Genomic DNA, 21,953 nt, shown 5'->3' on the forward strand with positions numbered 1-21,953 from the left:
GCTCGCTAGCCACTGGCGAGACCCTCAAGACACCGCCGGTCGGACCGTGCGTCGCAGTGCGACGCCGTCCGACCGGCGGTGTTCTCGTGCGTCACGGATCGGCGACGGATCGCGTGCCCTTCGGGGGTCGTCGCGCAGAAGTGCAGACACGGGGAATTCACCCGATTGTCCCTTGTTCGGGGGGCGTCGCTGTGGTCGCATGAGGTCTCATGAGCGAATCCTCAGGACCCAACGACCACACCCACTACAACGAACCGTCACCGCGCTGGTGCTCCTGCGCCGTGCCCGATGAGCCGCCGCAGAAGCACGGCATCTCCCGACGCGGCCTGATCACCGGCGCATCCGCGACGGCCGTGCTCACGGCGGCAGGATGGCCGGGCATCGCCCAGGCAACGCAGCCGGGCAAGCACGACAAGTCCGTGACCATCACGATCATGGGCACGTCGGACATCCACTCCAACGCGATCAACTGGGACTACTACCAGGACGCAGCATTCAGCGATGCCCAGGGCGACGTCGTCGGGCTTGCGCGCGTGTCCAGCGTGGTGAAACAGATCCGCAAGAGCCGCGGTCGGGACAACACGCTGCTGTTCGACGCGGGGGACATCATCCAGGGAACCCCCCTCGGGTTCTACTACGCCACGGTCGAGCCGACCACCAAGACCGGCGCCATCCACCCGATGGCGATCCAGATGAACGCGCTCGACTACGACGCGGTCGTGCTGGGCAATCACGAGTTCAACTACGGTCTCGACTTCCTCGACCACTGGGTATCGCAGATGCACGCGCCGGTGCTCGCGGCCAACGCCGTGCACCCGGGGACGAAGATCCCGAAGTACAAGCCGTACGTGATCAAGACGATGAAGTTCAAGGGAAAGCCGCCGCTACGCGTCGGCGTGCTCGGCCTGACCAACCCGGGCGTCGTCATCTGGGACAAGGCGAACGTGAGCGGCAAGCTGGACGTGCTCGATGTGATCGAGACGGCGAAGAGCTGGGTTCCCCGGATCCGTCGCGACGGCGCGGACGTCGTCGTCGTCAGCGTGCACGCCGGCGACAGCGGCCTGTCGTCCTACTCGGGGGATCTCCCCGTTGAGAACGCCGCGGCCCTGCTCGCCGAACAGGTGCCCGGCATCGACGCCATCCTGTTCGGCCACGCGCACATCGACGTGCCGCAGCGATTCGTGACCAACAGCACGACCGGCAAACAGGTGGTGATGAGCGAGCCGAAGTGCTGGGGCGAGCGACTCAGCGTCTTCGATCTGACGGTCGAGTTCGAGCGGGGCCGGTGGAGTGTGTCGTCCGGATCCGCGACGACGATCAACACCAACACCGTCGAAGACGACCCCGCGATGGTCGCGCTCGTGGGGCCGCAGCACGACGCCGTGGTGAAGTACGTCAACACGGCGGTCGCGACCTCCACGGAGGAGATGTCGGCAGCCGAGGCGTGCTGGAAGGACACGGCGATCCTCGACTACATCAACGTCGTGCAGACCGCCAAGGTCACCGAGGCGATCGCCGGCACCTCGTACGCGAACCTGCCTGTCGTGTCGATCGCCGCTCCGTTCAACCGGGCGGCCACGTTCCCGGCCGGATCCGTGACGATCAAGGATGTCGCAGGTCTCTACATCTACGACAACACGCTGCTCGCCTCGGTGCTCACCGGCGCACAGGTCAAGGACTACCTCGAGTACTCCGCGCACTACTACGACCAGGTGGCGGCGGATGCTGCCGTGGATCCGGCGTCGTGGACCAACAACCACGACCTGCCGGACTACAACTACGACCAGTTCTCCGGTGTCGACTACGACGTGGACATCGCACAACCGGAGGGATCCCGCATCACCTCGCTCACGTTCAACGGAAGCGCAGTGACAGACGATCAGCAGTTCGTCGTCGCCGTGAACAACTACCGGCAGTCGGGCGGCGGCGGATTCCCGCACATCGCCGACGCCCCCGTCGTGTACAACGCGCAGGTGGCGATCCGCGAGGCGATCGTGTCATACGCCACCGAGCAGGGCACCATCGATCCGGCAACGTTCCACGTGGAGAACTGGAGACTGGTGCGCGACGGCGTGCCCGTCTTCTGATCCGTCCCATGACCCTGACGGGCGGCGCGAGACCTCCTGGCCTTCGTCAGCCGTCCGTCGGGGTCATGTCGTACACGACCCACTCGACGGATGCCACGCTGTCGTAGAGCGCGCGAGCCCGCGTGTTCGTCTCGGCGGTGATCCAGCGCACCTTCGTCGATCCCTGCGCATCGGCGAGCCTGCCGACGGCATCGAGGAGTGCGCGTCCGACGCCTCTGCCGCGCACCGCAGGATCCGCGAACAGGTCGTCGAGGAAGAGCCCCGTCGAGGCGGTGCTCGGTCGGACGAAGGTGCGAACGTGTGCGAGACCGACGGGACGATCGGTGTCGTCGACCGCCACGAGTCCGCGCACCTCGTGGTCGGCATCCGTCAGCCAACCCCACACGGTGGACAGCACCGCATCGTCCGGGGCGAGTTCGTAGAAGTCGCGGTATCCGGCGAACAGCTCCCGCCAGCGCTGCTGATCCCGTGGTTCGACGCCGCGCACGGTCCAGGTGCTCATGCCACACCGCCTTCCTGCGAGGTGAATCCCGTGCGCCAGCTCGCGAACCTCGGTTTCCACCCTCGGCTGCGCGCGAGCGTGTTGGAGACGGGGCGTCCCGGTGGGAGATCCCTCGGGATGACGGGTGCAGGTGCGCCGACGGCGGCGGCGAACACCGGCATCCAGTCCTCTGCGCGCGCCGGCTCGTCGTCGACGATGTTGACCACGCCGCGCGGCCAGTGGAGCGCGAGAACGGTCGCGGATGCTGCATCCGCCACGTGCACGAAGTCCACTACCTGCGCCATCGGCCGCAGCGTTCCTTCGCGAGCTGCCACGGCATCCATCGCGCCGCGGGCGCGCCAGGTGCCGGGACCGTAGAACTGCCCGTAGCGCAGCACGACGCCGTTCGTCAGCTCGAGCACGGCGGCCTCGAGTTCCGGAACGCCGGGCGTCACGCCCGGGCGGTACGGGTCCGACTCGGTGGCGAGCGTCTCGCCGTCCGGCACGATCCAGCTGATGCTCTGCGCGACCATGCGGTCGACGCCGTGCCGGCGCGCGGCATCCACCAGCGCGCGCGTTCCCTCGACGCGCACGCGTGCGTTCGCCGCAAGGTCGTACCGCGAGAGATCCGTGAGCTCATGGATGACGGCATCTGGTCGGGCAGCGAGGAAGGCCGCCTCCACGGAGGCGTCGTCGTACGCGTCCATGACGAGCGGATGCCCGCCGGCCTCGGCGATGACTGTCGCCTTCTCCGCCGAGCGGCTGGTCGCCCACACCTCGTGCCCGGCAGTGACCTGGGCGGGCGTCAGCTGTCGGCCGATGGCGCCGGCACCGCCGGCGAGCAGGATGCGCATGTCTCTGTCGTCTCCTCGATCGGTCAGGGTGCACTCGTTCGCACCTCACCAAGACAAGCGGCGAGGCCGCGAGCGGTACCAGGCCAATCGTCGCGGAGACGAATGGGCCGCCTGCTCATGTGCGCGAAGGGCACCCGCACGCCCACTATCCTTGAGGTGACCTCGCTCCGATGGCCGTGGCGTGCGGGCGCATCAGCCCACGCCTCCCCACCACTCGTTCCTATTCGAAGGGTCCCTTCCGTGTCGAAACCGGTCGTCCTGATCGCCGAAGAACTGTCGCCAGCCACCGTCGAGGCCCTGGGACCCGACTTCGAGATCCGCAACGTGGACGGCACCGACCGTCCGGCACTGCTGGAGGCGCTGTCCGACGCGGACGCCGTACTCATCCGCTCCGCGACGAAGATCGACGGGGAAGCGATCGCCGCGGCACCCAAGCTCAAGGTCGTCGCGCGCGCAGGCGTCGGCCTGGACAACGTCGACATCAAGGCATCCACCGAAGCCGGCGTCATGGTGGTCAATGCGCCGACCTCGAACATCATCTCGGCGGCCGAGCTCACGATCGGCCACATCCTGTCGCTCGCCCGCCACATCCCGGCGGGCAATGCGTCGCTGAGCGCAGGGGAGTGGAAGCGCTCGAAGTACACCGGAACCGAGCTGTACGAGAAGACCATCGGCATCATCGGCCTCGGCCGCATCGGCGCCCTCATCACGGCGCGCCTGCAGGCCTTCGGCACGCAGATCATCGCCTATGACCCCTACGTCACCTCCGCTCGTGCGCAGCAGCTGGGCGTGCAGCTGGTCACGCTCGACGAGCTGCTGCAGCAGGCGGACTTCGTCACCATCCACATGCCGAAGACGCCGGAGACGCTCGGCATGATCGGCGACGACCAGTTCGCGCTCATGAAGAAGAGCGCCTACATCGTCAACGTCGCCCGCGGAGGTCTGATCGACGAGGACGCGCTTCACCGCGCCCTCACGACGGGCACCATCGCCGGCGCGGGGCTCGACGTGTTCGTGAGTGAACCGCCCCTCGAGTCGCCGCTCATCACGCTCGACAACGTGGTCGTCACGCCGCACCTGGGCGCCTCGACCGCCGAGGCACAGGAGAAGGCCGGCGTCTCGGTCGCGCGGTCCGTGCGTCTCGCCCTGTCTGGCGAGCTCGTGCCCGATGCCGTGAACGTCGCGGGCGGTGTCATCGATCCCTACGTGCGCCCCGGCATCCCGCTGCTCGAGAAGCTCGGTCAGGTGTTCAGCGGACTGGCAAGGAACAGCCCGATCACGAGCGTCGACGTGGAGATCCGCGGCGAGCTCGTCGACTACGACGTCAGCGTGCTCAAGCTCGCTGCGCTGAAGGGCATCTTCACCAACATCGTCAGCGAGAACGTCTCGTACGTGAACGCGCCGCTGCTGGCCGAGCAGCGCGGCATCGAGGTGCGCCTGCTGACGGATGCCGCCAGCGAGGACTACCGCAACGTCCTGACCCTGCGCGGCGCGCTCGCCGACGGATCCCAGGTCTCGGTCGCCGGAACGCTCACGGGCCCGAAGCAGATCGAGAAGATCGTGGGCGTGAACGGATACGACGTCGAGGTTCCGCTCGCAGAGCACCTGATCGTCATGGTGTACGACGACCGTCCGGGGATCGTCGCGGTGTACGGCCGCGAGTTCGGCGAGGCCGGCATCAACATCGCCGGCATGCAGATCGCCCGCACCACAGCTGGCGGCAAGGCGCTGAGCGTGCTGACGGTCGACTCGCCGGTGCCGGACGGCATCCTCGAGTCGGTGCGCTCCGCGATCGACGCCGACGTGATGCAGGCCATCGACATCACCGAGTCGTAGACCGATCACCGCCGAAGGACCGAGGGTGGACATGGCAGAGGAACGCCGCTTCGCGCAGGTCGACGTGTTCGGCGCGGAGGCCATTCTCGGGAATCCGGTCGCCGTGGTGGTCGACGCTGAGGGGCTCACGGATGCCGAGATGGCGAGGTTCGCCCGCTGGACGAACCTCTCCGAGACGACCTTCCTGCTGCCGCCGACCGATCCGGCCGCGGATTACCGCCTGCGCATCTTCACGCCGGGTGGTGAGCTGCCGTTCGCCGGGCATCCGACGCTCGGCAGTGCGCACGCCTGGCTGCGTTCGGGCGGCGTGCCGCGTTCGCCGGATGCCGTGGTGCAGGAGTGCGGCGTCGGTCTCGTCCAGCTGCGCACCGACGGCGATCGGCTCGCGTTCGCCGCTCCGCCGCTCGTGCGCTCGGGCGCGGTCGACGAGGAGACGACGGCGCGCGCCGCACGAAGCCTGCGCATCCGAGACGACGAGGTGCTCGCCGCTGAGTGGGTCGACAGCGGCCCCGGCTGGCTGGTCGTGCTTCTTCGCTCGGCGGAAGAGGTGCTCGCGCTGCAGCCCGACTTCGGGCTGATGAAGGGCCTGAAGGTCGGAGCCGTCGCGCCGCAATCCGACGACCACGACGCGGACTTCGAGGTGCGCGCCTTCGTGCCCGACTTCGGCATCCCAGAGGATCCGGTCACGGGAAGTCTGAACGCTGGGCTCGCGATGTGGCTCATCGGATCCGGACGCGCTCCCGACAGCTACGTCGCCTCCCAGGGGACCGCCCTCGGTCGGAGCGGCCGCGTCCACGTGGAGAGGCTCGGCGACGCGATCTGGATCGGCGGGGCCACGCGTACGATCGTCGAGGGAACCGTCACGCTCTGACGCGACGGCGAAGGGGCGGCGCGGGCGGGGCATCCGCCATTTCGTGGTGACGATTTCGCGGCGCCGGCCGTCGACGCTCGGACTCAGTCCTGTTCGTCTCGTCGCGTCGAGTCGATCTTCTGTCCGGTCCTCGGGTCGATCGTGGTGCTGCGGGTGACCTTGGACGTGCGTTTGCGCGTCATCAGCACGATCCCGAGGATCGTCACGACGACTCCGGCGACCAGCAGGATCCAGCCCACCATGTGGAGGTCGATCCAACTGGGACTGACGTTGATCGCGAACGCCAGGATGGCGCCCACGACGATCAGGAAGATTCCGCCACCGAGACTCACGACTTTCCCCTTTCGTCGTTCGTCACAGCCTACGTTGAGGCTCCGGCGCTGGAGGTGGCGCGCGGCGAGTGCGGGGGAGTAGCTCCCCGCGCCGGATCGGGCGACTGAGGAGGATTCGACGCCCGAGAGGGATCAGCGAGCAAGCCTGTCACGTACGAGATGACCGCATCCAGGTCCTTTTCACCGATGCTGTCGCCGCCCTCTCGAAGCACGGAGTTGAAGTAGAGGCCGTCCGAGACGAGGGCGATGACCCTGGCGAGCACCGGATCCGGCACGGACTCGCGCACGACGCCGAGCCAGGCATCCTGCATCTGCCGCAGCGCGGTGCGGACACGTTGGTCTTGTCCGCCCGCGAGCGCGAAGCAGGCCATCGCGCTCCGCTCGAGCGGCGTGCCCGAGGAGACCGAGGTGCGCAGCAGGTATTCGATCGGGCCGGTCGAGGCGGAACGGATGTCGTCGACATCCTGCTCCACAAGCGCATGCAGCCGTTCGACGAGGCCGGCGACCAGCGCGTCCTTCGACGCGAAGTGGTAGAGCAGGCCGCCCTTGGAGACGTCGGCGCGCGCGGCGACGGCATCCAGCGTCGCAGCACGTTCACCCTCGGTCGTGAGGATGGCCTCGAACGCGTCGAGGATGCGCTCACGGGTTCTCTCACGCACGCTCATGACGACCTCCACTGCCCAGGAAATGCTCGGCTTCCTCGTTTAGTGTACCGGCTGGACGGTAAAGAAACCTGGGTGCAGAAGAAACCCGGACGCGACGCAGAGGGGAGACGACGCGATGACGACCATGACCACCGAGGTGCGCACGCCTGCGCGCCGTGCGGGCGCCAGGCAGTGGGCGGCGCTCGCCGTGCTCATGCTTCCGGTTCTGCTGGTGTCGATCGACAACACCGTGCTCAACTTCGCGCTGCCTGCCATCTCCACCGCGCTGGAGCCCAGCGGCGTCGCCCTGCTCTGGATCATCGACGTGTACCCGCTGGTGCTCGCAGGGCTGCTGGTGGCGATGGGATCCCTCGCGGACAGGATCGGCCGCCGCAAGCTCCTCATGATCGGGTCGATCGGATTCGCCCTGGTCTCGGTGCTCGCAGCCTTCGCGCCCACCGCCGGCTTGCTCATCGCCGCACGGGCCCTGCTCGGATTCTTCGGCGCCATGCTCATGCCGTCCACGATGTCGCTGCTGCGCTCGATCTTCACGGATCGCGATCAGCGCCGGCTCGCGATCGCGATCTGGTCGGCCGGGTTCGCCGCCGGATCGGCGCTCGGTCCGATCGTCGGCGGTCTGCTGCTTGCGCATCTGTGGTGGGGGTCGGTGTTCCTGATCGCCCTGCCACTGCTCATTCCGATGCTGATCCTGCTGCCGGTCCTCGTGCCCGAGTCGCGGGATCCGCATCCGGGTCCGGTGGACGTCGTGAGCATCGTGCTTGCGCTGGGCACGATGGCCCCGCTCGTGTACGGCGTCAAGACGCTGGCGACGGAGGGGATCGGCATCCCGGGGATCGTCGCCGTGCTGCTGGGCGCGCTCTGCGGCTGGATGTTCGTTCGTCGTCAACTGCGGCGACCGAACCCGATGCTCGATGTGCGTCTGTTCACGCGTCCCGCATTCAGCGGAGCGGTGCTGGTGAATCTGCTCAGCGTGGTCGCGCTCGTCGGCGGGCTCTTCTTCGTCTCGCAGCACCTGCAGCTCGTGCTGGGACAGGATCCGGTGCAGGCGGGCCTCACCCTCCTCCCCGGGCTCATCACGATGATCGTCGCCGGACTCGCCGTCGTGCCGATCGCGCGGCGCGTGCGGCCGAGCATCGTCATCCCGGTCGCCCTCGCGTTCTCCGTGTTCGGCTACGGCTTCGTGGCAGTGATGGCCCACAACCTGACGGTGCCGGCGTTCATGGTCGCGTTCGTCGCGCTCGGGATCGGGATCGGCGCCGCGGAGACCGTCTCCAACGAGCTGATCATCGCCACGGCGCCTGCGGAGAAGGCAGGAGCCGCATCGGCCGTTTCGGAGACCGCCTACGAGCTCGGCGCCGTGCTCGGCACGGCCATCCTCGGCACGATCATCACGGTGTTCTACCGGACGTCGATCGTGCTGCCCGACGGGCTGAGCGCCTCCCAGGCGGATGCCGCGAGCCAGACGATCGGCGGCGCGGCGGCCGTGGCCGAGCAGCTGCCCGCCGCGCAGGGACAGGCGCTGATGGCCTCGGCCGGCGCCGCGTTCGACAGCGGCGTCACGGTGACGGCAGCTATCGGAGCGGGCCTCGTCGTGCTGGCTGCCGTCATCGCGGCGGTCAGCCTGCGGCGCGAGCGGGCGCACTGAGTCCGGTCGTCGAATTCGGGGGCTACGCCCGCTGACGCGGCTCATGGGTTCAATCGGGCTGGCCCCGCGAGCGCGAGCTCGCGCGTCCAACGCTCAATCGCCTCTAGGCTTGGTATCCCACCCGAATCACGTTGTAGGAGCGCCATGTCATCGGTCGTCAAGCTCGCCGTCATCCCCGGCGACGGCATCGGTCCCGAGGTCGTCGCGGAAGCCGTCAAGGTTCTCGACGCCGCCACCGACCCCGCCGAGGTGATCTTCGACACGACGTACTTCGAGCTCGGTGCCGCCCGGTACCTGGCGACCGGCGACACCCTGACGGACGAGGACCTGGCGTCGATCGCCGGGCATGACGCCATCCTGCTGGGCGCCGTAGGCGGCAAGCCGGGCGATCCGCGCCTGGCAGGCGCGAACATCGAGCGCGGACTGCTGCTGAAGCTGCGGTTCGCGCTCGACCAGTACGTGAACCTGCGTCCGACGACGATCCTGCCCGGCGTGACAAGCCCGCTGGCCGATCCGGGATCCGTGGACTTCGTCGTCGTCCGCGAGGGCACCGAGGGACCGTACGTGGGCAACGGCGGCGCGATCCGCGTCGGCACGCCGCACGAGATCGCCAACGAGGTCTCCGTGAACACGGCGTTCGGGGTCGAGCGCGTCGTCCGCTACGCGTTCGAGAAGGCGCAGCAGCGCCGCAAGAAGCTCACGCTCGTGCACAAGACGAACGTGCTGGTGCACGCCGGGGGTCTCTGGAAGCGGATCGTTGACGAGGTGGCGGCCGAGCATCCGGATGTCGAAGTGGACTACCTGCACGTGGATGCCGTGACCATCTTCCTCGTCACCGACCCTGCTAGATTCGATGTCATCGTCACGGACAACCTCTTCGGCGACATCCTGACCGATCTCGCGGCCGCGATCAGCGGCGGCATCGGTCTCGCGGCATCCGGCAACATCAACCCGGACGGCGCGTTCCCGAGCATGTTCGAGCCGGTGCACGGCTCGGCGCCCGACATCGCCGGGGAGGGCAAGGCAGACCCCACCGCCGCCATCCTCTCCGTTGCGCTGCTGCTCGACCACCTGGGCTTCACGGATGCCGCCCACCGCGTGCGCGCGGCCGTCACCTCCGACCTCGCCGAGAGGTCGAGCGGAGACGGGCGACCGCGCACGACGAGCGAGATCGGCGACGCGATCGCCGCCCGCGTGTCCGCGTAGCAGGCGCAGAGACGTAACCTTTTTCACAGGCGCGATGCCACGCATCCGCCACCTTTCGCCAAAGGGGTAGCAATGACCATTCCGCTCACGGATATCTCCAACCCGCCCGCCACGGATCGCGCACTGCTCTGGCAGATCACGCGCAACGCGGATCCGGTTGCCGAGGCCGAGCGCGAGGCCATTCTGGCGAACCCGGGCTTCGGCCAGAAGTTCACCGACCACATGGTGGACATCTGCTGGTCGGAGAAGGGCGGCTGGCACCGGCCGCGCGTGAGCCCGTACGGCCCGATCCAGCTGGATCCGGCCGCCGCCGTGCTGCACTACGCGCAGGAGGTGTTCGAGGGGCTCAAGGCGTACCGTCACGCGGACGGCTCGATCCACACCTTCCGTCCGGACCAGAACGCGGCGCGGCTGCAGCGGTCGGCGCGCCGGCTGGCGTTGCCCGAGCTGCCGACCGACTACTTCGTGGAGTCCATCAGGCAGCTCATCGCCGTCGACGGCGCGTGGGTTCCGGGAGCGGCCGAGACGAGCCTGTACCTGCGTCCGTTCCTGTTCGCCAAGGAGGCGTTCCTCGGCGTCCGCGCGGCCAAGAAGGTGGCCTACTACCTCATCGCCAGCCCGGCCGGCGCGTACTTCGCACACGGTGTGCAGCCGGTGAGCATCGCGCTGACGCAGAGCTACGCCCGCGCAGGCAAGGGCGGCACGGGCGCGGCCAAGACGGGCGGCAACTACGCATCGAGCCTGCTTCCGCAGGCAGAGGCGTACGAGAAGGGCTGCGAGCAGGTGCTCTACCTCGACGGGGAGTACCTCGAGGAGCTCGGCGGCATGAACATCGTGCTCGTGCGCCGCGACGGATCCCTCGTCACACCGGAATCGGACTCGATCCTCGAGGGCATCACGCTGAAGTCGATCCTGCAGCTGGCGGAGGACCGCGGACTCGGCATCGAGCAGCGGCCGGTGACGATCACGGAGTGGCGCGCCGGGGCGGCATCCGGCGAGATCGTCGGCGCGTTCGCCTGCGGGACCGCTGCCGTTCTCGTGCCGATCGGACGCCTCATCGCCGACGACTTCGAGATCGTGCACGAGGGGCCAGAGTCGTCGGAGCTGGCGTTGTCGCTGCGCGAGGAGCTCACGGACATCCAGTACGGGCGCCGCGAGGACCGACACGGCTGGCTGGTCCGTCTCGACGCCGAGACCCCGGCCGCATAGTCGTGAAGATCGCGCGCTTCAGCCACGACGGATCGATCGCGTTCGGCATCCTCGACGAAGACGACCGCGAGTGGGTCGTGCTCTCCGGAGATCCGATGTACGCGGGGTTCGACACGACAGGCGAGCGGGTGAAGCTGACGGATGCCACACTTCTGGCACCGGTTCTCCCGCGTTCCAAGGTGATCGGCATCGGACGCAACTACCGCGACCACGCCGAGGAGATGGGATCCGAGCCGCCGGCGGCACCCCTGATGTTCCTCAAGCCGAACACCTCGGTGATCGGACCGGATGACGCGATCGTGCTCCCTCCGCAGTCCGAGCGCGTGGAGCACGAGGGCGAATTGGTGGTCGTGATCGGACGCATCGCGAAGGACGTCTCGGTCGAGAACGCCCTCGACTACGTGTTCGGCTACACGGTCGGCAACGACGTGACGGCGCGCGACCTGCAGCGCGCGGACGGGCAGTGGGCGCGCGGCAAGGGATTCGACACGTTCGCACCGCTGGGCCCCGTGATCGAGACCGAGTTCGACGTGGCCTCCGCCACGATCGAGACGCGGGTGAACGGGGAGGTGCGCCAGTCGGGACGTACGGCGGATCTCATCCACGGCATCCCAGAGCTCGTCGCGTACGCGTCCAGCGTCTGGACGCTGCTGCCGGGTGACGTCATCATGACCGGCACACCGGCCGGCGTCGGACCGCTCGTGGCCGGCGACCGCGTCGACGTGTCGATCAGCGGTCTCGGCACCCTGTCGAACCCGGTGCGCGCCAAGGGCTGATCCGGACCGGGCGTTGGCGCCGTGCGGCCGTAGACTTCCGCCATGTCTGACGGCTGGGGGGACTTCTTCGTTGCGGTGGCCGGTGCTTCCGCGGCGTTGGCGGGTCTGATCATCGTGGCGATGAGTGTGACGATCAAGGAGATCCTGGCGTCGCGCACCCTCCCGTCGCGGGCCGCGGCGACCGTGAGTGCGCTGGTGCTGATCCTCGTGCTCGCCGTGGTGGGCCTCATCCCGCATCAGTCTGACACGGCACTCGGCATCGAGATCGTGGTCGCGAGCGTCATCGGGCTGGCCCCGCCGCTGCTCATGTCGCAGCGAGTGCTCACCGACACGACGTACCACGCCGCCGTCGCGACCCGGGTGTTCCGGGTCGCCGTGGGGCTGCTTCCCGTGCTGCTCGCGTTGCTCGGTGGCGTGCTGGTGACCGCGGGGGCGTCATCCGGACTCTTCGTGGTCGCTGCCGCCATCGCCCTCGTGTTCGTGACGTCCATGCTCAACGCGTGGGTGCTGCTGGTCGAGATCCAACGCTGATCGACCTGTGACGGGAGCGGGAAGAGGTCGTGGGTTCAAGCCCCGTCACTCACTCAGCGCCCGAGCGCCCGGAGCGCTCGCTCGACATCGGCGTCGTCGTTCCATACGTGGAAAGCCACGCGGGCTCGGCCCGCACGACCCGAGGCCACCATCCCGGCGGCCGTGAGCCGTGCGAGCGCGTCGCCGTCGTGATCTTCCCAGGTGACGATGGCGCTGCCGCGCGCCGGAACGCCGAGCCCGTCGGCCAGCGCATCCGCAAGCGCGACGTCGTGGTCGTGGACCGCGCGGATGTCGGTGCTCGCGAACACCCGCAGCGCGGGCGCGCCCACGTGCATCGCCTGCCACGCCGGCGACACGTCGAAGCGCCGTGCGGATGCCGCCAGCGGCGCGGACGGTCCATAGCAGGACACCCACGGATCCTCGCCTGCGTACCAGCCCGCGTTGACCGGGATGAGGTCCTCCGCGAAGTCGGGGGAGACGGCCATGAAGCAGACGCCGCGCGGCGAGCACAGCCACTTGTAGGTGTGGCAGATCATGGCATCCGCGGTCCACGCCTCCAGCGGAAGCCAGCCGGCGGCCTGCGTCACGTCGCACAGCACGCGGGCTCCGACCTCGTCTGCAGCGGCGCGGATGCCACGTGCGTCGGCGATCGCGCCCGTCGCGGACTGCACGAGCGAGTACACGACAACCCAGGTGTCCTCGGCGATCGATTCGGCGAGGGCGGACAGCGGAACGTGTCGCACCCGCACGCCGCGGCGCTCGTGCTGCAGGAACGGGAAGACGACGGAGCTGAAGTCGCCGTCGACGCAGAGCACCTCGGCGCCGTCGGGCACCGAGGAGGCCACCATGCCGGCAAAGACCGAGGTCTGCGATCCGATCGCGACGCGGGCCGGGTCGACTCCGGCGATGCGGGCGAAGTCGGCGCGCGATGACGTGACGGCGTGGTCGTAGTGCGCGGGGCTCGCCTCACCGCGCTGCCAGAGCTCCAGATCGGCTCGGGCTGCGGCGACGGACGCCGCAGGCGGAAGGCCTCCGGTGCAGGCCGCGAGATAGCCGACGCCGATTCCGGCGAACTCGTCGCGCAGTCGCGTGAGCCCCGCGTTGGCGGACCTCGCCGCGGCGGATGTCGTGCCGTCGACGGTGCGGGCCGATGCCGATGCCGATGGAGCTGGGGACGGGGGAGCGAGATTCACCCCACCAGCCTGCGCGCGGCACCGGTATTCGACAATCGCAGGTGTTCGATGCATCGCATAACGGGCGCTTATGATTGCGGCGTGACACTGCAGCAGGATCCGAACCCGTCGCTCGAACTCGACGCGCACACGCTGCGCATCGTGCGCGCCATCGTCGAGCACGGCTCGATCACGGCCGCGGCCGCTGCCCTCGGATACAGCCAGCCCGCCGTCAGCCAGCATCTGCGCCGCACGGAGGCCAGGATCGGGATGCCCCTCGTGGCGCGATCCGGACGCGGAGTGCGCCTCACCGAGGCGGGCCGCGTGCTGGCACGTCACGCCCGCACGATCACGACGGCGCTGGATGCGGCCGCCGGCGAGCTCGCCGAGCTGTCCGGACTGCGTGCGGGCCGCGTGCGGCTCGCCGCCTTCCCGACGGCGTCGTCCACGCTGGTGCCGCAGGTGTTGCGCCAGCTGGCGGCGGCGCATCCGGGAATCGGCATCACCTACCTCGAGGCGGAGCCGCCGGAGGCGGTCGAGGCGGTGCGGGCACAGCAGGCGGACCTCGCGATCACGTTCAGCTATCCGGGCGACCGGGTGGACCCGCACGGCGAGAGCGCCCGCGGCCTCGTGGTGATCCCGCTGTGGGAGGACGAGATGATGGTCGCGGTACCGGCCGGGCATCCCGCCGCGAAAGGCAGGCGCGTCGACCTGGAGTCGCTGAGCGGGGAGAACTGGATCGCCGGATGCCAGCGGTGCCGCGGCCACCTGCTCCAGCTCGCCGAGACATCCGGTTTCCAGCCGTCGATCTCGTACGAGACGGACAACTTCACCGCCGTTCTCGGCATGGTCTCGGCGGGGCTGGGCGTCGCGATCCTGCCGTCGCTGGCACTCGCACTCTCGAACGTGCCGTCGGATGTCGCCATCCTGCCGACCGCGAACCGTGACCGGCGCACGATCAACCTGGTCGCGGCGCAGGGCAGCGACCAGATTCCCGCCATTGCGGCGACCGCCGCGGCCGTTGTCGAGCTCGATGGTGCCGCGTGGTCGCTGCGGCCGGCATCCTGACGCCGTCGCTCGGCATCCGCTGCCTGAGCATCGCCGCCTGAACATCGCTGCCTGAACGTCGCCGCCTGAGCCGCTGTTGTCCGAGCCCTCACCGAAAGACTCGACCGCCGCCCCGTAGAATCGAGGGCGATGTCCGAGACCTCTGCACCGGCCGCGTATCCGTTCACCACCGCAACCGGAAGCGACGTTCGCGTGCGCTTCTGCCCCTCGCCCACCGGCACACCGCACGTGGGCCTCATCCGCACGGCGCTGTTCAACTGGGCGTACGCCCGGCACAACGGCGGCAAGCTGATCTTCCGCATCGAAGACACGGATGCCGCGCGCGACTCCGAGGAGAGCTACGAGCAGCTGCTCGACGCGCTGTCCTGGCTCAACATCGACTGGGACGAGGGCGTCGTCAAGGGCGGCCCGGACGGCCCGTACCGGCAGTCGCAGCGCTCCGAGATCTATGCGGCCGTGCTCGACCGGCTGATCGATTCCGGACACGTCTACGAGAGCTACTCGACTCCCGAGGAGATCGAGGCGCGCAACGAGGCGGCCGGCCGTCCCAAGCAGCACGGATACGACAACGGCGACCGCGACACCACCCAGGAGCAGCGGGAGGCGTACCGCACCGAGGGCCGTCAGCCAGCACTGCGGCTTCGTGTCCCCGACGAGGCGCTCGACTTCGACGACCTGGTGCGCGGTCCCATCACGTTCCCCGCCGGATCCTTCAGCGACTTCGTGGTCGTGCGCCCCAACGGCCAGCCGCTCTACACGTTCGTCAACCCGATCGACGATGCGCTCATGCGGATCACGCACGTGCTGCGCGGGGAGGACATCCTGCCCTCCACTCCGCGCCAGATCGCCCTGTACCGGGCGCTGATCGACGTCGGGATGACGGACTTCGTGCCCCGCTTCGGACACCTGCCCTCCGTGCTCGGCGACGGCAACAAGAAACTGTCCAAGCGGGATCCGCAGTCCAACCTGTTCCACCACCGCGACCGCGGCTTCATCCCCGAGGGCCTCGACAACTACCTCGCCTTGCTCGGCTGGGGATACTCGCACGACCGCGACGTGTTCTCGCTCGATGAGATGGTCGAGAAGTTCGATGTTGCCGACGTGAATCCGAATCCGGCGCGCTTCGACCAGAAGAAGGCGGAGGCGATCAACGCCGACCACATCCGCCTGCTGGACACCGCGGACTTCGCACAGCGCACGGTGCCGTATCTCGTGCGGGCGGGCATCCTGTCCGAGCCGCTGACCGACGAGCAGCGCTCGATCCTGGATGCCGCAGCCCCGCTCGTGCAGGAGCGCGTGCAGCTCCTCGGCGAGACGCCCGGCATGCTGGGCTTCCTCTTCACGGATGCCGCGGCGCTGCACTACGACGACGACGCGCTCGGCACGCTCCCGGAGAACGCCGAGGAGGTGCTCGCCTCCTCGATCGAGGCCCTCGACCACCTTGCAGAGCACCTGTGGCAGCACGAGGCCATCGAGGTCACGCTGCGCGCCGCCCTAATCGAGGTGCTCGGTCTCAAGCCGCGCGTGGCCTTCGGCCCGCTGCGCGTCGCGATCTCCGGACGCCGCGTGTCGCCGCCGCTGTTCGAGTCGATGGAGATCCTGGGCAAGGCGGAGTCGCTGGCGCGACTGCGGCGGCTGCGGGAGCACGTCGCCGCGGCGTGAGCGTTGAGTTCCGGTCTCGAGTCGCGCGCGCTAAGCCTGGGCGCCGAGCCTCGAGGGGCGAGTCCAGACCGCTCAGTCCAGGCCGCTGAGTCCCGATTCCTGGTGGTCCACGCCGTGAGACCTGCCGAAAATCGGAGTTGCGGCACGGCGCGCCGTCTTGCAGCCCTGACACGCTGGACGCAGCGCCCGAACTCCGATTTCCGGCACGACGCGCGTCACGAGGCGACACCGCACGCAGCAGGCTCGTTGCGTGAGACGGCGCGCCCGGGACGGACGCTCCCGTTTTGGATCCGCTCGATCGGTCCGGTAAAGTAGTCACTCGTGCCGCTTACCGCGGTGCAGACCCAGGGCTCGCCCCGGGCATCGGCAATACGCCGGTGGGGTATGGTGTAATTGGCAACACGGCTGATTCTGGTTCAGTTGTTCTTGGTTCGAGTCCAGGTACCCCAGCAACGAGATCGTTGAGAATCCGCGGCTAAACAGCCCATTCGCAACATTGACCAATCGGCCTGTTTCCGGGCAGGTCACCACTTTGGTCACCAGATTGCCCCTCACACCGGCGTCGGTCCGCCTGACCTGCGGGCTGCTGCCGGTCGTCTCCGGCCAGGCACGGCTGCGCCGGAACGGCCTCGTGCACCTGCCCGGCATGAACGAGCAGAGAGCCGCCGAGCCGGTCTTCCTCACCAGCCGCCAGGTCGCCGACCTCCTGCGCGTGCCGCTGCGCACCGTCGAGGACTGGCGGCTCACTCGCAGCGGGCCGCCGTGGCTGAAACTTGGCCGCCACGTCCGCTACGAGCAGGCTGCGCTCCTCGCCTGGGTCCGGGAGCACCAGCATGGCTAGGACCGCGATCCGCGCCGGCGAGCTCGGCACCGTCCAGATCACCCGTCTCGCCCGCGGCCGCTACCGCGCCCGGGCACGTACCAGAGACGACGCCGGGGAACTCCACCAGATCGTCGCCGTCGCCGCCACCGAGGAGTCCGCCCGCCTTGCACTGAAGCGCAAGGCCGAGATCCTCAGCAGCACGCTGCTGGCCGGTCTCACCCCGGACAGCACCATCGCCGAGGCCGCGGCCGCCTGGCTCCAGCAGATCCACGCTCGCGCGATCGCCGGGTCGCTCTCGTTCTCCACCTACGAGTCCTACGAGACCACCGCGCGATGCTTGCTCGTGCCCCGGTGCGGCGGGATCACCCTGGACGCGCTCACGGTCGGCCGCTGTGACCGGATCATCCAGGCCATCCTGCTCGGCAGATCCGTCTCCGCAGTCCGCCGCGCCCGCGCCGTCCTCGGCCTCATCTGCGGCTACGCCGTGCGACGACGCCATCCCCTTCAACCCCGTCCGCGACGTCCAGCGCCTTCCCCTGCCGGAGAAGAAGACCTCCATCCTCACCTCCGCCCAGATCGCCGGCAGATCTCTTGTGGTCACTGTTCGGGGTTGTAGTCGCCTCCGTACCAGGGGTGGTCAGTGAAGATGTCGCGCACGGGTTCTCGTTCCCCTTGGGGGCGTGGGTGGTGTGAACAGTCAGAATCCTTCGGCAGTCATGGCCCACCCGGGTGGCAGCTCGGCGCCGGTGTTGACGGCGTGGACGAGGTGCGCGATCGCCGCGAGCAGGCCGCCGTTGGAGGGAAGGTAGAGGGGGAGGAATCCGGGGCGTTGCGGGTTGTGCCCGTTGGTCAGGTAGTGGTTCTTGGGAGTGTCGCGCAACAGGTGGGCCAGGGCGCGGTCGATGCAGCCGAGACGAGACGCGGTCATCGACATGACGGGGTAGTCCCATCCCCACGTGGATTGGAAGTCCCAATGCTGTTCAACCTCGGTGAGGGTGTCAGCCATGGTCGAGGCATCGATAGCGGGGGTGGGGGGCAACCAGCCGTGGGCCATCAGCATCGAGGGGTGGTCTTCACGGATGAGGTAGGGCGGTTCGGAGACGGCTGCGTATGTGCCGTCGACCGTTCGGGTCGGTGGTCGCATGTGCTCTGCGACATCTCGCCACCGGCGGTTCTCCGCCAGACCAGCCAGCCGCCGCCACTGGTTGGCGGTGTTGAGTGCCCACGCCCAGTAGGCGAGTTCGAAAGTGGGATTGGCAGTCCTGGCGCGGTCGGGGAAGTAGCTTTCCTGTGCGGGGACGAGGGGTGGAGGAAGTTCGAACCCGTCGGGGCCGTCGGCCACGAAGTCTGCCATGAAGTCCGCGGTGGCGTCCACCAGGGGCAGGTGCTGGCGAACGAACGTCGTGTCGCGTCCGGATGATCGGATCAGCTCGAGCAGGTAGATGATGTGGGGTTGCTGCCAGATGATGAACGCTCCGATCTGGCTGGGTGATTCTGCGCCAGAGGGGTCGGTCTGTTTGGGCCAGCGTGCTCCCTTGTAGCCCTGTTTGCGGGCGTGTTCTCGTGCCGCGGGGAGGATGGAGTGGTACCAGGAGATGCTGCGTTCCAGGAACTCGGATCGTCCCCAGAGGGCGAAGTGTGCAGCGTGCCACCAATGCATCTCCAGGTGGAACTTTCCCGACCAGGAGTTCAGGGTGAGCCCGGTCTCCTGCGGCGGCGTTGATCCTGCGCAGTTGACTGCGGTGAGGTATTGCGACAGCACGACGCGTCGCTCCAGCTCGGTGGCCTCTGCTGCCTGACTGCCGTCGAAGCTGACCGCTGCTCCGTCGTTCCAGAACCGGGCCCACCATTGCTGTGCGTCATGGAGGATGTCATCGGCGGTGGGGATTGGGTTTGAAGTGGGTGGGGTCGTGTCGGGTCCGGTCAGCTGCACGACGACATCCAGGACGGGCGCTGTGGTGCGGGCAGCGACGGCGTGTGCCTGCCTGCTCAGCTCGAGGCTGCCGGAACTGGTGATCGTGGCGGTGTATGACGTGGCGCCGACGCGACGGTGTGCGCTGGCGTGATGAGGACTCATTTCCCAACGGGTTGATGTCTCCGGTGCTGTCTCGAAGGACGCGATGGCATCCTTCTGCTGGTCGAAGATCCACTCCACGGCCAGTCCCCGTGTCAGGAGGTCGGATTCAACCCGGGTGGCGATGATGTCGGCGGTGGGGTGGACGGTCGTGGTCACCCGGACCGGGGTCCCGTCGTATTCGTACTGCGCGGTGACTGTCCCGGAGAACATGTCGAGGGTCAGCTGCTTGTTGTGGAGTTCGCTCGGGTGTTGGGGCGGGGTGTAGGTGCCGTGTCCGCCGAGTGCGATCCGGCCCAGGTGGAGGCGGCGCGGGTTGAAGTGCAGCCATGCCGCGGCCTGCAGGTCGACGGGAATGTCGTCCTCGGGTCGGTGCAGGCCCATCCGGTCCAGATAGGGCACCATGCGGTGCCCGTTCGAATAGTTGCTGGTTGCCTGGGCAGGGTGGAAGCGTTCCCTGTCGGGTGTCTCGTACCAACCCCAACTGGACTGGGTGCGCAACGGGATCTGGTAATCGTCTTTCCGGAAGTGCCGCACCGGCTGGTGCGGCAGCCCCTCGCCCGACTCGCCTGGTGGGACTCGTGCCGGGTCCGGGCGCAGTTCGTGGAAGTCGGGGAAGGTCTGCAGGCCCGAGCTGTCCAGTGTGGTGGCGAGGTTGCCGTTGCCAACCGTGAGCGTGTCGGCGGGGTGGGCGTCGGTGAACCGGGGGTTGTGGCGCCTCACCATAGACACTCGGTCGATGCGTTCTGGGTTCATGGTCCTGTCTTGCTGTTTCCCGGCGTGCGGTGTCGGGCTGCTCATCGGCTGGCACAGATCGTGCCGATGGATGGAGGTTGGGCGTGGTGGTCTATTTGATGGCGCCGGCGCTGATGCCGTCGACGATCTGCCGCTGAGCGATCAGGTAGAAGATGACGACGGGGATGATGGAGATCATGGTCGCCGCCAGCAGGATCTGCGGTTGCGGGGTCTCGGCAGACACGAAGCTGGTCAGTCCGCGTTGAACGGGCATCAGCGAGTTGTCGTTGAAGATCACCAATGCCATCAGGTACTCGTTCCAGACCGCGAACGCTTGGATCACGGCTACGGCCGCCAGCCCGGGCCGGGCTAGTGGGAGCATGACGCTGAAGAAGATCCTCAGCGCTGAGGCACCGTCCAGTTCCGCGGCCTCTTCCAAGTCGACCGGTTGGGAGGCGAAGAAGCTGCGCATGATGAGGGTGGAGATCGGGATCCCTGAAGTGATCAGGATGAAGACGTATCCCTGTCGTGTGTTGGCCAGGTCGAGGGCGATCAGGACCTTGTATTGGGCGAGGAACATCGCCGGCGCCGGGATGATCATCACCGCCAGGATCAGGCCGGTGAAGAAGGCTTTGCCTTTGAACGCGATCCTGGCCAGGGCATATCCGGCGAGGCTGGAGACGAGAAGGATGCCGAGCACGGCCGTGAGTGTGTAGATCACACTGTTGGTGAGGTAGACGGCGAGATTCCCTTTCACCCATGCGGTGACGTAGTTGTTCCAGGCCGGCGACAGCGGGATGAGGGTGTCGCCCGTCAGGAGTTGCTGCAGGGATTGCAGCGACCCGGAGAGCATCCACACGATGGGAAAGAGGGCGCTGATTGCGGCGACTGTCAGGAGCGCGTAGATGCCGGCGCGTGCAGGGCTGATGCGTCGGCGGCGGCTCTGCGGAGTCGTGCCCGCCGGAACGGCCCGGACTTCGTGGGTGGTCTCGGATGTAGTTGTCATGGTCGTCGTCGGGGAACTCATGCGGTGGCTCGCCGTCGGGACAGGGCGAGTTGCAGGACGGACAGGAGGATGAGGGCGCCGCCGAAGATCACGGACATCGCTGCGGCCAGGCCGTAGTTGTTGTAGGTGAAGGCCTGGGTGAAGATCTGAAGCGTGGGCACCATGGTGGCGTAGCCGGGGCCACCGTTGGTCAGCACCTGCACGGTGCCGAAGATCTGCAATGCAGCCAGCAGGGTCAGAAGGCTGACGATCGTGGTCACGGGCGCCAGCTGCGGCCAGGTGATGTAACGGAACTTCGCCCACCCGCGGGCACCGTCGAGCTCGGCGGCTTCGTAGAGGTAGCGCGGGATGTCCTGGAGGCCGGCGAGGAAGAGGATGAACCCGAACCCCCAGTGCAACCACAGGAAAACACCGATCACCGCCAGCAGCGCGACATCCGGGTCGTTGAGCCAGTCGTGTTCCATCCAGCTGAGACCGATCGCGCCCAGGATGCGGTTGATGATTCCGGACTGCGGGTCGAGCATTGCCGAGAACACCATGCCGACGACAACCACGGACAGCACACTGGGCAGGTAATAGACGGTGCGGAAGAACGAGCGCCCCTTGGTGACTGCGTGGACTGCCAGCGCCATGATCATGGAGATGCCGTTGCCGACGACGAAGCCGACCACCCCGAAGATCAGGACGTTCTTCATCGAGGCCCAGAACGGGGCGTTATGGAACGCTGCGGTGAAATTCGCCAGACCCACCCAAGGGGTGTCCGGGCTGACACCGTCCCAGGACTGGAAGCTGAGGAGGATGGCCTCCACGAACGGAACCAGGGTGAAAACGGCGATCAGAGTGAGCGCGGGCAGCAGGAACAGGTAGCCGGTGATGCTGCGGCGGCGCGCCAGGCGCCGGGGGGGGGGGGGGGGGGGAGG

The 21,953-nt window shown here is 68.0% G+C and carries 20 protein-coding genes and 1 tRNA gene; 13 read left to right on the forward strand and 8 right to left on the reverse strand.

The features are described 5' to 3' along the window. The first annotated feature begins 209 nt into the window (after positions 1–209). Complete coding sequence (locus tag ACX9R5_RS10730) at positions 210–2,087, forward strand: 5'-nucleotidase C-terminal domain-containing protein (RefSeq protein WP_459408959.1); 1,878 nt, start codon at positions 210–212, stop codon at positions 2,085–2,087. 46 nt (positions 2,088–2,133) lie between these two features. Here the strand turns inward: ACX9R5_RS10730 and ACX9R5_RS10735 are convergent, their stop codons facing one another. Continuing rightward, a complete protein-coding gene (locus ACX9R5_RS10735; protein WP_459408960.1) occupies positions 2,134–2,589 on the reverse strand; it encodes a GNAT family N-acetyltransferase in 456 nt (151 codons plus the stop codon). After that, positions 2,586–3,422, reverse strand: a complete 837-nt coding sequence (locus ACX9R5_RS10740; protein WP_459408961.1) for an NAD-dependent epimerase/dehydratase family protein — start codon at positions 3,420–3,422, stop codon at positions 2,586–2,588. The genes ACX9R5_RS10735 and ACX9R5_RS10740 overlap by 4 nt, the downstream gene beginning before the upstream one ends. 240 nt (positions 3,423–3,662) lie before the next feature. Here ACX9R5_RS10740 and serA point away from each other — a divergent pair, with 240 nt between their 5' ends. Continuing rightward, positions 3,663–5,258 (forward strand): phosphoglycerate dehydrogenase, encoded by a 1,596-nt coding sequence (serA, locus tag ACX9R5_RS10745; protein WP_459408962.1) that lies wholly within the window; start codon positions 3,663–3,665, stop codon positions 5,256–5,258. Between the two features lie 31 nt (positions 5,259–5,289). Then, positions 5,290–6,129, forward strand: coding sequence for a PhzF family phenazine biosynthesis protein (locus ACX9R5_RS10750; RefSeq protein ID WP_459408963.1), 840 nt, complete (start codon positions 5,290–5,292; stop codon positions 6,127–6,129). 83 nt (positions 6,130–6,212) lie between these two features. On the opposite strand, the gene ACX9R5_RS10755 is transcribed toward ACX9R5_RS10750, so the two are convergent. Both ACX9R5_RS10755 and ACX9R5_RS10760 read right to left on the reverse strand, forming a co-directional pair. Continuing rightward, positions 6,213–6,461: a DUF6458 family protein gene (locus tag ACX9R5_RS10755; RefSeq protein WP_459408964.1), complete on the reverse strand. Its 249-nt coding sequence runs from the start codon at positions 6,459–6,461 to the stop codon at positions 6,213–6,215. A 29-nt stretch (positions 6,462–6,490) separates the two neighbouring features. Beyond that, positions 6,491–7,126, reverse strand: a complete 636-nt coding sequence (locus ACX9R5_RS10760) for a TetR/AcrR family transcriptional regulator (protein WP_459408965.1) — start codon at positions 7,124–7,126, stop codon at positions 6,491–6,493. Positions 7,127–7,241: 115 nt separating this feature from the next. Between ACX9R5_RS10760 and ACX9R5_RS10765 the strand changes: the two genes are divergently transcribed. The 5 genes from ACX9R5_RS10765 to ACX9R5_RS10785 all read left to right on the forward strand — a co-directional run bounded on the left by ACX9R5_RS10765 (position 7,242) and on the right by ACX9R5_RS10785 (position 12,493). Beyond that, positions 7,242–8,771: an MFS transporter gene (locus ACX9R5_RS10765; RefSeq protein WP_459408966.1), complete on the forward strand. Its 1,530-nt coding sequence runs from the start codon at positions 7,242–7,244 to the stop codon at positions 8,769–8,771. Positions 8,772–8,915: 144 nt separating this feature from the next. Then, entirely contained in the window at positions 8,916–9,977 is a 1,062-nt protein-coding gene (locus tag ACX9R5_RS10770; RefSeq protein WP_459408967.1) for a 3-isopropylmalate dehydrogenase, read from the forward strand. A 72-nt stretch (positions 9,978–10,049) separates the two neighbouring features. Continuing rightward, a complete protein-coding gene (locus ACX9R5_RS10775) occupies positions 10,050–11,186 on the forward strand; it encodes a branched-chain amino acid aminotransferase (RefSeq protein WP_459408968.1) in 1,137 nt (378 codons plus the stop codon). A 2-nt stretch (positions 11,187–11,188) separates the two neighbouring features. After that, positions 11,189–11,962: a fumarylacetoacetate hydrolase family protein gene (locus ACX9R5_RS10780; RefSeq protein WP_459408969.1), complete on the forward strand. Its 774-nt coding sequence runs from the start codon at positions 11,189–11,191 to the stop codon at positions 11,960–11,962. A gap of 42 nt (positions 11,963–12,004) precedes the next feature. Continuing rightward, positions 12,005–12,493: a hypothetical protein gene (locus ACX9R5_RS10785; RefSeq protein ID WP_459408970.1), complete on the forward strand. Its 489-nt coding sequence runs from the start codon at positions 12,005–12,007 to the stop codon at positions 12,491–12,493. A gap of 53 nt (positions 12,494–12,546) precedes the next feature. Here ACX9R5_RS10785 and ACX9R5_RS10790 read toward each other — a convergent pair whose 3' ends face one another. Continuing rightward, positions 12,547–13,578: an aminotransferase class V-fold PLP-dependent enzyme gene (locus ACX9R5_RS10790; RefSeq protein WP_459409076.1), complete on the reverse strand. Its 1,032-nt coding sequence runs from the start codon at positions 13,576–13,578 to the stop codon at positions 12,547–12,549. 195 nt (positions 13,579–13,773) lie between these two features. Here ACX9R5_RS10790 and ACX9R5_RS10795 point away from each other — a divergent pair, with 195 nt between their 5' ends. From ACX9R5_RS10795 to ACX9R5_RS10815, 5 genes are all read left to right on the forward strand, one after another. Beyond that, positions 13,774–14,733, forward strand: a complete 960-nt coding sequence (locus tag ACX9R5_RS10795; protein ID WP_459409077.1) for a LysR family transcriptional regulator — start codon at positions 13,774–13,776, stop codon at positions 14,731–14,733. Positions 14,734–14,862: 129 nt separating this feature from the next. Next, positions 14,863–16,395 (forward strand): glutamate--tRNA ligase, encoded by a 1,533-nt coding sequence (gltX, locus tag ACX9R5_RS10800; protein ID WP_459408971.1) that lies wholly within the window; start codon positions 14,863–14,865, stop codon positions 16,393–16,395. A gap of 378 nt (positions 16,396–16,773) precedes the next feature. Continuing rightward, positions 16,774–16,845 (forward strand) — tRNA-Gln (locus ACX9R5_RS10805). 94 nt (positions 16,846–16,939) lie between these two features. Beyond that, positions 16,940–17,236, forward strand: a complete 297-nt coding sequence (locus tag ACX9R5_RS10810; protein WP_459408972.1) for a helix-turn-helix domain-containing protein — start codon at positions 16,940–16,942, stop codon at positions 17,234–17,236. Continuing rightward, entirely contained in the window at positions 17,229–17,834 is a 606-nt protein-coding gene (locus ACX9R5_RS10815; RefSeq protein ID WP_459408973.1) for a hypothetical protein, read from the forward strand. The genes ACX9R5_RS10810 and ACX9R5_RS10815 overlap by 8 nt, the downstream gene beginning before the upstream one ends. Positions 17,835–17,915: 81 nt before the next feature. Here the strand turns inward: ACX9R5_RS10815 and ACX9R5_RS10820 are convergent, their stop codons facing one another. The 3 genes from ACX9R5_RS10820 to ACX9R5_RS10830 form a co-directional block, all read right to left on the reverse strand. Further along, positions 17,916–20,048 carry a hypothetical protein gene (locus ACX9R5_RS10820; protein ID WP_459408974.1) on the reverse strand — a complete coding sequence of 711 codons (2,133 nt, stop codon included), beginning with the start codon at positions 20,046–20,048 and terminating at the stop codon, positions 17,916–17,918. A 91-nt stretch (positions 20,049–20,139) separates the two neighbouring features. After that, positions 20,140–21,033 carry a carbohydrate ABC transporter permease gene (locus ACX9R5_RS10825; RefSeq protein ID WP_459408975.1) on the reverse strand — a complete coding sequence of 298 codons (894 nt, stop codon included), beginning with the start codon at positions 21,031–21,033 and terminating at the stop codon, positions 20,140–20,142. Between the two features lie 17 nt (positions 21,034–21,050). Beyond that, on the reverse strand, positions 21,051–21,953 hold a 903-nt coding region (locus ACX9R5_RS10830; RefSeq protein ID WP_459408976.1), incomplete at its 5' end, for a carbohydrate ABC transporter permease.

Source organism: Rathayibacter sp. CAU 1779 (genome assembly GCF_054551755.1).

Bases quoted from the DNA above. Each gene is read 5' to 3' on its own strand.
- ACX9R5_RS10760 (WP_459408965.1), bottom strand. From the start codon at position 7,126: ATGAGCGTGCGTGAGAGAACCCGTGAGCGCATCCTCGACGCGTTCGAG.
- ACX9R5_RS10765 (WP_459408966.1), top strand. From the start codon at position 7,242: ATGACGACCATGACCACCGAGGTGCGCACGCCTGCGCGCCGTGCGGGC.
- gltX (WP_459408971.1), top strand. From the start codon at position 14,863: ATGTCCGAGACCTCTGCACCGGCCGCGTATCCGTTCACCACCGCAACC.
- ACX9R5_RS10750 (WP_459408963.1), top strand. From the start codon at position 5,290: ATGGCAGAGGAACGCCGCTTCGCGCAGGTCGACGTGTTCGGCGCGGAG.
- ACX9R5_RS10785 (WP_459408970.1), top strand. From the start codon at position 12,005: ATGTCTGACGGCTGGGGGGACTTCTTCGTTGCGGTGGCCGGTGCTTCC.
- ACX9R5_RS10825 (WP_459408975.1), bottom strand. From the start codon at position 21,033: ATGACAACTACATCCGAGACCACCCACGAAGTCCGGGCCGTTCCGGCG.
- ACX9R5_RS10815 (WP_459408973.1), top strand. From the start codon at position 17,229: ATGGCTAGGACCGCGATCCGCGCCGGCGAGCTCGGCACCGTCCAGATC.
- ACX9R5_RS10730 (WP_459408959.1), top strand. From the start codon at position 210: ATGAGCGAATCCTCAGGACCCAACGACCACACCCACTACAACGAACCG.
- ACX9R5_RS10775 (WP_459408968.1), top strand. From the start codon at position 10,050: ATGACCATTCCGCTCACGGATATCTCCAACCCGCCCGCCACGGATCGC.
- ACX9R5_RS10735 (WP_459408960.1), bottom strand. From the start codon at position 2,589: ATGAGCACCTGGACCGTGCGCGGCGTCGAACCACGGGATCAGCAGCGC.
- ACX9R5_RS10770 (WP_459408967.1), top strand. From the start codon at position 8,916: ATGTCATCGGTCGTCAAGCTCGCCGTCATCCCCGGCGACGGCATCGGT.
- ACX9R5_RS10820 (WP_459408974.1), bottom strand. From the start codon at position 20,048: ATGAACCCAGAACGCATCGACCGAGTGTCTATGGTGAGGCGCCACAAC.
- ACX9R5_RS10740 (WP_459408961.1), bottom strand. From the start codon at position 3,422: ATGCGCATCCTGCTCGCCGGCGGTGCCGGCGCCATCGGCCGACAGCTG.